The following is a 7,074-nucleotide window of genomic DNA, read 5'->3' on the forward strand; positions in this document are numbered from 1 at the left end:
CTGCCCAGCCGCGATGAGCATCCGCGCGATTTCGACAACATCCAGGAGTGGATCAGTCACACCGCCGAGTCCTACGTGCGCATCTCGGACGCGCGTCTGGAACTGCCTCGCGCGGAACCGCATATGGAAGGTCACAACATCTGGATCGGCAACCATCCGGGCAGCCTGCTGGCGTTTCCGATAGCCGATCTGGCCGAGCACCTGATGGAAAACCTGTGGTTCTTCGCGGCGAACGGCTACCCGATCGTCGATGACATCAACGGCCGCGCCGTCCCTGGCCTGGAACGGTTTTCCGCGCTACCGCATGCCGACGACCCGATTCCGCTGTCGTTCGTCGAGCAGTACACACTCACCGAGTCGAGCGCGGAACTGGCAATCGCCGCTAACAACGGGGTGCTGATGTTGCAGGCGATGGGTCTCGGCGGCTGGACCTACGACGGGCTCAATCGGTTGTCGGTGTTGGGTGGCTCCGGTGACCCGAGCGCACCCGGGTTGGGCTTCGTCGCCGACGACGACGAGCGTTGGCCCTTCCCCAATGTCACCGGGCTGCCCGGATACTTCGAGACGCTCAGCCCGCCGCACGTGCCGTCGGTAGCGGCGGGAGTAGACAAGCTGGTTGCGCGAAAGTACGGCCTCGGCGGGCCGTTTCACACCGATACCCAAGGGCCGTGGTCGGATACACCGAAGGTGCGCGCTTCGGCGCTGCCACCCGATGGCATTCAGGAGCTCGTCACGGTCGAGGCTTCCTACATCTACGATGCCTTCGGAAAGCTGCCCGGCACCGTGCCGACCGTGCACGTGCTGATGTATCTACAGGCGCAACATCTCGACGTCGACTTCTACGACGAGTTCTTCGGCCCGGGCGCCTACCTGCCCACACACGCCGATCACCAGGCCCGCTGGCATTAATGCGCGCGGCGTCAAGCAGAGACGGGTACGTACACCCCTCGTCCCTGGGCCATTGCTTCGAGGCTGTCATAAGCGATCCACACGAATCCGCCTTCGCCCCAACCAGTCCCAAGCTGTTCTGAACCCGACCCAAGGGCACCCGCCGCGGCGAGCGCGAGCATCGAACGCCTGCCGAACCGTGCATCCATGAGTCCCTCCTGGTTCGCGGACTGTCAGGTGCCGGCAGGGGTGAAGGAGTCCGGGTCGGCGACGTCCCAATCCGACCGCCAGGTGGGCGGCGCATGGTCGAGCAACGCTGCCGGCGCAAGCCATTCGTAAAGCTCCGCATACGAACGTTGTGAGGTCGGCGATACGCGCTTGCGCAGCATTTGCGGGTTTAGCATCGACGGGTGGCAGACGCCCATCGAGGCCATAAGGCGCATCGCCTGGGCGACGGTGGCCCGCTGGTAGTGGTACACGCGTTCGCTTTTGTCGGTGACATCGAGAGCTCGAGCCCGATACGGATCCTGGGTCGCGACGCCGACCGGGCAGTGGTTAGTGTGACACCGCTGAGATTGGATGCAGCCCAGGGCCATCATCATCGCTCGGGCCGAGTTGGTGTAATCCGCGCCCTGGATCAGGCGCTTGACGATGTCGTTTCCGGAGGCGACCTTCCCGCTCGCCCCGATCCGTATCCTGTCCCGCAGCCCCGTTCCCACCAAGGCGTTGTGGACGATCATCAATCCGTCGGTGAGCGGAAGACCAACGTTGTCTTCGTATTCCAACGGCGCCGCCGCGGTTCCGCCTTCGGCGCCGTCGACGATGATGAAGTCGGGCGTCACCCCTTCGGCCAGCATCGCCTTGCAGGTCGCCAGCACATCGACCCGGGAACCGACACACAGCTTGAAGCCCACCGGTTTCCCGCCAGCCAATTCACGCAGCCGCGCCACGAACATGATCAGTTCGCGCGGTGTGTGAAACGCCGAATGTGCCGCCGGGCTGACACACTTCTGGCCGACCGGAACTCCTCGGTAGCCGGCGATCTCCTGGCTGACCTTTGCGGCCGGGAGCACGCCACCGATGCCGGGCTTGGCGCCTTGGCTCAACTTGATCGAGATGCACTTCACCAGATCGTGAGCCGCCTTGTCCGCAAACTGATCCGGATCGAACGCGCCGTCTCCTGCGCGGGCGCCGAAATAGCCCGAGCCGATCTCCCAAACCACGTCGGCACCGCCAAGATGATACGGAGTCAGCCCACCTTCGCCCGTGTCGTGGGCGAACCGCCCCTTGCGGGCGCCGTTGTTCAAGGCGCGTAGGGCGTTGGCCGAAAGCGCGCCGAAGCTCATCGCCGAGACGTTCAGCAGCGCCATGTCGTACGGTCGCGCGCAGTCGGGTCCACCGATTCGCACCCGAAATGGCTCGTCGGGGGGATCGGCCGGGGCCGCCGAATGCACCAGATATTCGTAGCCGACCTGGTCTATATCGCGCTCGGTCCCGAAAGCCAATTCGGCCGCAGTACCTTTGGCCCGCTCGTAGATCAATGAGCGGACGTCGCGGTCGAAAGGGCGGCCGTCGAAATTGCGCTCGATGAAGTACTGCTGCATTTCCGGGCGCAGCGCCTCCAGCAGAAACCGCATATGCCCCAGGACCGGGTAGTTCCGCAGCACCGAGTGCTTACGCTGGACGAGGTCGTAGATGCCGGTGGCCGCAATGGCCGCGACCACCGCCGCGGGAATCCACCAGCCCCACGGTCCCAAGATGGCCAGGGACAGCAATGCCACCGCCAGAGCCGTCAACAACGCGACAGAGCCAAACCGGACCAATGCAGCCCCGCTTTCCGCAGCAGGTTTTTCATCGCCGAGCGTAGCGCCAGCGCTAGAGCCAGGTGTCCTTGGTGGTCGTCGTCAGGAACGCCTCCAGGTCATCACGCCACTGCGCCGGTGTGGTCTTGTCCGGCTCGATGCCGGTGTAGTCGCCGCGGTAGAACAGCAATGGCCGCGGCTTGATCTTGGGCACTTCCGAAAGCGACTGGACCGCACCGAACACCACGAAATGGTCGCCGCCGTCGTGCACCGAGGCCACCGTGCAGTCGATGTAGGCCAACGATCCGTCGATGACGGGCGAACCCAAAGGTGAGACGCTCCAGTCGATACCGGCGAACTTGTCCGGCTCCTTGGAGCCGAACCGCGCCGACACGTCTTTTTGACTCTCGGTCAACACGTTCACGCAGAACTTCCCGGTGGCCTCGATGGCTTTCCATGACCGCGAGATCTTGGTCGGGCAGAACAGCACCAGCGGCGGCTCCAGCGACAGCGCCGCGAACGACTGACAGGCGAAGCCGATTGGGACGTCGTCGTGCACCGTGGTGATGATCGTGATACCCGTGCAGAACTGCCCCAGCACCTGCCGGAAGGTTCGTGACTCGATCTGCTCCGACATCTTCTCCTACTAGCCGCGGAAGCCGACGCTGAAGTCGTGGCCCCACAGGCTCACAGCGGTGCTCTCCCGGGCGATCCAATCGTGATCGTCGACTTTCCTGCCTTCGCAACCGAATTCGACGTCGAATCCGCCTGGTGTCTTCATGTAGAAAGACAACATCAGGTCGTTGACGTGGCGGCCCAGCGTGGCCGACATCGGCACCTTGCGGCGCAACGCCCGGTCCAGGCACAGGCCCACGTCGTCGGCCTCCCCAACTTCAACCATCAGGTGCACGATGCCGCTGGGTGTCGGCGCTGGCATGAAGGCCAGGCTGTGATGGCGCGGGTTGCAACCGAAGAAGCGCAGCCACGCCGGTGGCCCGTCGGCGGGCCGTCCGACCAACTGCGGTGGCAGCCGCATCGAGTCACGCAGCTTGAAGCCGAGCACATCGCGATAGAAGTGTAAGGCCTCGGCGTCGTCACGAGTGGACAGCACCACATGCCCCAGGCCCTGTTCACCGGTGACGAACGAATGCCCATACGGACTGACGACACGACGGTGCTCCAGCGCGGCACCGTGGAACACCTCTAAGCAGTTGCCCGAGGGATCGGAGAATTGAATCATCTCGTCCACCCGCCGATCGGCCAGGTCGGCGGCGGACGCCTCCTTGTAGGGCGTGCCCTCAATGTCGAGCCGGTTGCGGATCTCTTGCAGGCCTTCGGCGTTCGCACATTCCCAGCCAGCCACCGAAAGCCGGTCGTGCTCGCCCGGCACGATCACCAAGCGGGCCGGGAAATCGTCCATCCGCAGATACAGCGCGCCCTCGCCCGCTCCGCTGCCCTCGACCATGCCGAGGACTTTCAGACCGTATTCCCGCCACGCCGCCACATCGGTGGCCTCGATGCGCAGGTAGCCCAGCGAACGGATGCTCATTACGCACCTCCCAGGAAATCAACGGTCAGCTTGTTGAACTCGTCGAACTTCTCCACCTGCGCCCAGTGTCCGCACTGCCCGAACACATGCAGTTGCGCTCGCGGGATGGTCTTCAGCGCCACCAGCGCGCCGTCCAGCGGGTTGACCCGATCTTCGCGGCCCCAGATCAATAGCACCGGCTGGCGTAGCCGATAGGCCTCGCGCCACATCATGCCGAGTTCGAAATCGGCTCCGGCGAAGGATTTTCCCATCGCGATGGTCGCGGCCAGTGATTCCGGAGTGCTGGCCAACGCGAACCGCTCGTCGACAAGTTCCGGGGTGATCAGCTTCTGGTCGTAGACCATCACCCGTAGGAACGCCTCGAGATTTTCCCGGGTGGGCTCGACGGAGAACTTCCCCAGCCGTTTGACACCCTCGGTCGGGTCGGGCGCAAACAAGTTGACGCTCAGACCGCCGGGCCCCATCAGCACCAGGCGTCCGGCGTGGTCGGGGTAGTCCAGCGCGAACCGCACGGCGGTGCCACCACCCAATGAATTGCCCACCAGCGGAACGCGTTTCAGGCCGAGTTGGTCGAAGAGACCTTTGAGCGCTCTGGCCGCGTAGTGATTGAACTGGCCATGTTCGGCGCGTTTGTCGGAGTGACCGTAGCCGGGCTGATCAACGGCCAGCACGTGAAATCGCTGCGCCAGTACTGGAACGTTGCGCGAGAAGTTCGTCCAGCTCGCCGCCCCGGGGCCGCCCCCGTGCAGCAGGATCACCGTCTGGTCATGACCGACGCCCGCTTCGTGGTAGTGCAGCTTCAGCGGTCCGTCCACGTCGACCTCGACAAACCGCGAGGTGGACTCAAAGGTCAACTCCTCTGTCGCGGTCACGGCTTAAACCATCGTGTCGCCGGGCGGCAGCCCGAACTCGTGGTTACCGAAGATCTGGTAGGCCCGCTCGGGGTCATTAGCGGCGTGCACCCGCCCCGCGTGCGCATCGCGCCAGAAGCGTTGCACCGGTTGATCATTGCCGAGCGCGGTGGCGCCAGACGCTTCGAACAGCCGGTCGATCGAAGCGATCGCCCGTCCGGTGGCACGCACCTGGTCGCGACGCGCGCGGGCCCGCAGGTCGAACGGGATCTCCTTGCCTGCAGCCAGCAGCGCGTATTCGTCGGCGACGTTGCCGCTCAACTGGCGCCACGCCGCGTCGATATCGCTGGCCGCCTCGGCGATACGGACCTTGGCGAACGGGTCGTCCTTCGTCTTCTCGCCGGCGAACGCCGCGCGCACCCGCTTGCCTTGATGCTCCACGTGCGCGTCGTACGCGCCGTAAGCCATGCCGACGATCGGTGCCGAAATGGTCGTGGGATGCATCGTGCCCCAGGGCATTTTGTAAACCGGAGCGGTGTTCGTCCGATAGCCACCCGCGGTGCCGTCGTTCATCGCCTTATAGGACAAGAACCGGTGCCGGGGCACGAAGACGTCCTTGACGACGACAGTGTTGCTGCCGGTGCCGCGCAAGCCGACCACATGCCAGACGTCGTCGATGCGGTATTCGCTGCGCGGGATCAGGAAGCTGCCGAAGTCCACCGGCCGGCCGTCCTTGATGACCGGGCCGCCGAGGAAAGCCCACGTCGCGTGGTCGCAACCCGACGACCAGTTCCACGATCCGCTGACCAGATAGCCGCCGTCGACCACGATGCCCGCGCCCATCGGGGCGTAGGACGACGAGACACGGACGTTGGTGTCGTCAACCCAGACCTCTTCCTGGGCCTGCTGGTCGAACAGCGCCAGGTGCCAGTTGTGCACGCCGATGATCGAGCTCACCCAGCCGGTGGAACCGCACGCACTCGCCAGCCGGCGAGCCGCCTCGAAGAACACCGCGGGGTCACACTGCAGACCGCCCCACTGCTCGGGCTGCAGCAACCGGAAGAAACCGATTTCCTGAAGCTCGCTAACCGTGGCGTCCGGCAACCGGCGCAGGTCTTCGGTCTCCTGCGCCCGCTGCCGCAATTTGGGCAGCAGTTCGTCGATGCCGTCTAGGACCGACTGGGCGTCACGTTGTTCAATGGACGTCACTGGTTCCTCCATAGGTGGCTTACTTAGACAGAGACTAGAACACGTTCCGATTTGTGTCGAGCAGGCTATTCCTGCGGCTGGTAGCGATACCGATCCAACTTTCTGTAACCTGTTCTAGTTATGACAAACGGAAGGGCGGGGTTGTGACGGACACAATTCCCGACGAACCACTTGGCAGCCACGTCTTGGAACTGGAGGTCGCCGATGTGCTCGCCGAAACCGACGAGGCGCGGTCGCTGGTGTTTGCCGTGCCCGACGGGGTGGACGTTCCTGCTGACCGGCTGCGGTACGCCCCCGGCCAGTTTTTGACGCTGCGGGTCCCGTCCGACCGCACCGGATCGGTCGCGCGCTGCTACTCGCTGTGCAGCTCGCCGTTCACCGACGACGCGCTGACCGTCACCGTCAAGCGGACAGCCGACGGCTACGCGTCGAACTGGCTGTGCGATCACGCCCGTCCCGGCATGCGGGTTCACGTGCTGGCGCCGTCGGGCACATTCGTACCCAAGACGCTTGATGACGACTTCCTGCTTCTGGCCGCCGGCAGCGGGATCACGCCGGTCATGTCGATCTGCAAATCGGCGCTGTCCGAAGGCGGCGGGCAGGTGGTGTTGCTCTACGCCAACCGCGACGAGCGCTCGGTGATCTTCGGCGACGCGCTGCGCGAGCTCGCCGCCAAATACCCCGACCGGCTGACCGTGGTGCACTGGCTGGAGTCGCTGCAGGGATTGCCGTCGGCCACCGCGCTCGCGCAACTGGCCGCCCCGTTCACCGACCG

7 protein-coding genes are annotated in these 7,074 nt (G+C 64.7%); 2 read left to right on the forward strand and 5 right to left on the reverse strand.

Annotated features, from left to right (window positions below; all coding sequences use genetic code 11):
- A partial coding sequence (locus VEI45_RS15575) for a hypothetical protein (RefSeq protein WP_324854728.1) occupies positions 1 to 909 on the forward strand: 909 nt, incomplete at its 5' end.
- 212 nt (positions 910 to 1,121) lie between these two features.
- Here the strand turns inward: VEI45_RS15575 and VEI45_RS15580 are convergent.
- From VEI45_RS15580 to hsaA, 5 genes are read right to left on the reverse strand one after another with little or no spacing between them, the layout of a single operon-like run.
- On the reverse strand, positions 1,122 to 2,711 hold the full coding sequence (locus VEI45_RS15580; protein WP_324854730.1) for an FMN-binding glutamate synthase family protein: 1,590 nt from the start codon (positions 2,709 to 2,711) through the stop codon (positions 1,122 to 1,124).
- A 52-nt stretch (positions 2,712 to 2,763) separates the two neighbouring features.
- Positions 2,764 to 3,327, reverse strand: coding sequence for a 3-hydroxy-9,10-secoandrosta-1,3,5(10)-triene-9,17-dione monooxygenase reductase subunit (hsaB, locus tag VEI45_RS15585; protein ID WP_324854732.1), 564 nt, complete (start codon positions 3,325 to 3,327; stop codon positions 2,764 to 2,766).
- A gap of 9 nt (positions 3,328 to 3,336) precedes the next feature.
- Positions 3,337 to 4,239 (reverse strand): iron-dependent extradiol dioxygenase HsaC, encoded by a 903-nt coding sequence (gene hsaC, locus VEI45_RS15590; RefSeq protein ID WP_324854734.1) that lies wholly within the window; start codon positions 4,237 to 4,239, stop codon positions 3,337 to 3,339.
- Positions 4,239 to 5,111, reverse strand: a complete 873-nt coding sequence (gene hsaD / locus VEI45_RS15595) for a 4,5:9,10-diseco-3-hydroxy-5,9,17-trioxoandrosta-1(10),2-diene-4-oate hydrolase (protein ID WP_324854736.1) — start codon at positions 5,109 to 5,111, stop codon at positions 4,239 to 4,241. The genes hsaC and hsaD overlap by 1 nt, the downstream gene beginning before the upstream one ends.
- Before the next feature lie 3 nt (positions 5,112 to 5,114).
- On the reverse strand, positions 5,115 to 6,299 hold the full coding sequence (gene hsaA / locus VEI45_RS15600) for a 3-hydroxy-9,10-secoandrosta-1,3,5(10)-triene-9,17-dione monooxygenase oxygenase subunit (RefSeq protein ID WP_324854739.1): 1,185 nt from the start codon (positions 6,297 to 6,299) through the stop codon (positions 5,115 to 5,117).
- A 143-nt stretch (positions 6,300 to 6,442) separates the two neighbouring features.
- On the opposite strand from hsaA, the gene VEI45_RS15605 reads away from it, so the two are divergent.
- Positions 6,443 to 7,074: FAD-binding oxidoreductase (locus VEI45_RS15605; protein WP_324854741.1), on the forward strand; the 632-nt coding region annotated here is incomplete at its 3' end.

This window comes from Mycobacterium sp. (genome assembly GCF_035623875.1).
Classification (GTDB): domain Bacteria; phylum Actinomycetota; class Actinomycetes; order Mycobacteriales; family Mycobacteriaceae; genus Mycobacterium.